The organism is Kitasatospora sp. NPDC091257 (assembly GCF_044757675.1).
Classification (GTDB): domain Bacteria; phylum Actinomycetota; class Actinomycetes; order Streptomycetales; family Streptomycetaceae; genus Kitasatospora; species Kitasatospora lactacystinica.
The window spans coordinates 1-3,160 of record NZ_JBIVVI010001066.1 but is presented as its reverse complement, the minus strand read 5'-3'; the positions used below and the strand labels follow the sequence as shown (position 1 = coordinate 3,160).

The 3,160-nt window shown below is 75.1% G+C and carries 4 protein-coding genes; all 4 read right to left on the bottom strand.

Annotated features, from left to right (window positions below):
* The coding region (locus ACIQOV_RS34385) for a DUF6248 family natural product biosynthesis protein (protein ID WP_401054742.1) at positions 1 to 482 on the bottom strand (482 nt) is incomplete at its 3' end.
* An 86-nt stretch (positions 483 to 568) separates the two neighbouring features.
* Positions 569 to 1,768 (bottom strand): DNA polymerase III subunit beta, encoded by a 1,200-nt coding sequence (gene dnaN, locus ACIQOV_RS34380; RefSeq protein WP_401054740.1) that lies wholly within the window; start codon positions 1,766 to 1,768, stop codon positions 569 to 571.
* Between the two features lie 56 nt (positions 1,769 to 1,824).
* Complete coding sequence (locus ACIQOV_RS34375) at positions 1,825 to 2,466, bottom strand: hypothetical protein (RefSeq protein ID WP_401054738.1); 642 nt, start codon at positions 2,464 to 2,466, stop codon at positions 1,825 to 1,827.
* Between the two features lie 126 nt (positions 2,467 to 2,592).
* Positions 2,593 to 3,036: a hypothetical protein gene (locus ACIQOV_RS34370; RefSeq protein WP_401054736.1), complete on the bottom strand. Its 444-nt coding sequence runs from the start codon at positions 3,034 to 3,036 to the stop codon at positions 2,593 to 2,595.
* Positions 3,037 to 3,160: the final 124 nt, after the last annotated feature.

The window sequence follows — 3,160 nt, the reverse complement described above, 5'->3', positions numbered from 1 at the left end:
GTGTGGGGTTCGGGGTGGCGGGCCGGGCGCAGGGCGGCGGTCTGGATGACCGTCTCGCGGATCGGCCGACCGTCGTGGCGGCACTCGCCGTGGCGGCCGGCCTGGCACTCGACGGACGGCGGCCTGTGGCAGGCGCAGTCGTGGGTGGTACCGGGGATGTGCTGGTGGTCGCGCAGCCAGCTCGGTGGCCAGACGTTCTCCCGCACCCATGCGGCGGCCTGCGGGGGCATGGCGTCGGGTTCGCGGGCGCCGGTGTCGTGGTCGTCGCGGGCGCGTTCGGCGGCGAGGCGGGCGCGGCCGGCGTCGGTGAGGACCGGGCCGTCGGGGTGGTCGGCGATCAGCCCGCCCCAGATGAGTGCCAGGACGTTGTTGGGGACGCCGTGGATGCGGTAGCGGTCGTGGTCGTAGTCGAGGAGGCCGCGGTCGGCGAGGTCGAGCCACATCGCGTTGACGGGCCGATCGTCGGGCCAGGGGTCGTGCACGGCGAGTGCCTCCGTGGTGGATGGGAAGCGGGGCCGGTCCGGCTGCGGGGTGCGGCCGGACCGGCAGGGGCGGGGAAGGGGGTGGGTCAGCCGGAGAGGCGGACCGGCATTACCAGGTGCTGGTAGGTGGTGTCGATGCCGTCGCTGCCGAGGCGGCCGGCCAGGTACGCGGGCTTGTGCGGGTGACGCACGTGGAGCTCGGCCTCGCTCGTGCCGAGCGCCTTGAGGGCGTCGGTGAGGAAGGTCGGGTTGAAGGCGAGGACCAGGCCCTCGGTGTCGGCGCCGTCGTTGTCGGCCTGGCCGGTGGTGTGGACGGGGATGCGGTCGCTGGCCTGCGCGTCGTCGCCGGATCCGGCCTCGATGCGCAGCTGCTCGCCGCCGGGCTCGACGACCAGGCGCACGGGGGTGTTGCGGGTGGCGACGAGGGCGACGCGCTGGAGGGCGGCGACGGCCTCGGCGACCGGGACGGCGATGGTCATCGGCCACTCGCCTTCGAAGAAGCCGGCCATCTTCGGGAACTCGTAGCCGTCGAGCAGTCGGGTCATGTAGGTGCGCCCGCCCGGGATGGACAGCCCGAGCAGGCCCTCGGACCAGTGGAGGGTGAGGGTGTGCTCGCCCTCCAGGGCCTTGGCGGCCTCGGCGAGGTTCTTGGCGGGCACCAGGGCCGTGGCCTGGTCGTCGCCGTCCTTCTTCTTGCCGCGCTTCGTGGGGGCGGGCACGGTGCCGGTCGGGCGGATGGTCAGCTCCTTGTGGGCCATGCGGTAGCGGTCAGTGGAGTCCAGGTGGAGCAGCTCGCCGTCCAGGCGCACCTTGATGCCGGTCAGCGCGGGCAGGGCGGTGTCGGTGGAGGCGGCGACGGCGACCTGGGCGACGGCTTCGGCGAGGACGTCGGCCTGGACGGTGGCGACGGCGTCCGGCAGGGGAACGGTGGCCGGGTACTCGTCGACGGGTAGCACCGGGAGGGTGAAGCGGGCCGCGCCGCAGCCGACGACCAGGCGGGCGCCCGTGTCGACGAGCTCCAGGTCGACGTCGGCCGACTTCGGGAGGCGGGAGCAGATGTCGTTCAGGATCCGGCCGGGGACCAGCGCGGTGCCGTCGTCGGCGATCTCCGCGGAGACGGTGGCGGAGGTGTAGACCTCGCCGTCGGCGGCGGACAGGCTCAGGCCGCCGTCGCCGGTGGCCAGGAGCATGCCGAGCATGACCGGGACCGGCGCGCGGGAGGGGAGCGCCTTGGCGGTGTAGGAGACGGCGTCGGCGAGGGCGGAGACGGGCAGACGGAGCTTCACGGTGGTGCCTTCCGGGGGAGGGGACGGTGGTGTGCTGTCGGGCGGGACGGAGCCGGTCAGCCCTCGTCGTCGTCCTCGTCGTCGGGGCCGGGGAACTCGCAGGTGGAGTAGGCGGTGTCCAGCAGGAGGCAGTCGCCGTAGTCGGCGGCGTGGTCCAGGACGAGCTCGGCGGTGCCGGCCCAGCCGTCGACGACGGCCGTCACGGGGGCGTGGTCGGGCAGGTCTGCCAGGACGGCGGCGAGGTCGCCGACCGTCAGCACTCCGGCCAGGGCTGTACGGCGGGGAACGGAGGGCTGCGGGCCCGGCGCTTCACCGTCGCGGTCAGCAGCGGGCGCGGGCGCGGGCAGGTGGAGGTCGAGGGCCAGGGCGTTCGGGTCGGGGTCAGGCGCGGTGGTGTGCAGGACCAAGGCGCCGTCCCAGACGGTGGAGCGCACCGGCCAGGCTGCACGGCGGTTCCACTGCGGGATGCCGGAGACGACCAGCAGGTGGTCGGGCATGTCGGCGATGCGGGCGGTGAGGTCGCCGACGGTGAGGCGGGCGGCGCTGTAGGGGGTGCCGGTGATCCGCCAGGGCGCCTGGCGGTCGACCCGCGGGCGCTTCGCGGCGGCCTTGACGACCTCGGTGATGGCGGGGACCGCGGCGGCGCCCATCTCCTCGGGGCCGGCCGGGTCGGCGGTGACGGTGGCGGTGGTGTTCACGACGTCCTCCAGGCGGATCGCGGTGCCGGCCGGTCGGCCGGCCCCGTCCCCGGAAAGCGGCCCGCCCGCCCGGCCGAGGTGGCGGGGCGGGCGGTGTGCGGGCCGGAGGCGAGACCGGGCGGCCGGTCAGCGGACGTTGTTGTTGACCGTGCCCTTCCATCCGGCGGACTGCTTGCCGATGGTGACCTCGGTGTGCCGGTGGAACATCGCGAGGACGGGGCCGGTCGCGGTGGAGCCGTCGCTGCCGGCGGTCGCGGACGCCCCGGCGCTGGAGGCGACGGAGCGGAGCTTGCCGAGCAGCGCAGCGACGCCGATCACCACGGCGGCCACCGTGGCGGCCGCCCACATCAGCACCTTGCCGATCTGGTCCGCGTACGGGGCGACCTCGCCAACGCCGGCGCCAACCATCCAGGCCAGGCCGCCGACGGCGAGCGCTCCCGCGCAGCCGTAGAGGATGCCCTGACGCAGGGCCAGCGGCAGGCCCTGCTCGACGGCCGGCTGCGCCTGAGCGGCCGGGGCCGGGGCGGGCTGCTGCTGCGCGGCGGCCGCGGCGGCGAGCGGGTTGTGCACGGGGACGGCAATCACCTTGCCGTCGACCAGGGCGGGGATCAGAGCCGGGGTGTCCGGGGTGGGCTGGAGGGGGACGGCGACGACCTGGCCGTCGAGGGAGGCCGGGACTAAGCCCTCCTGAAGG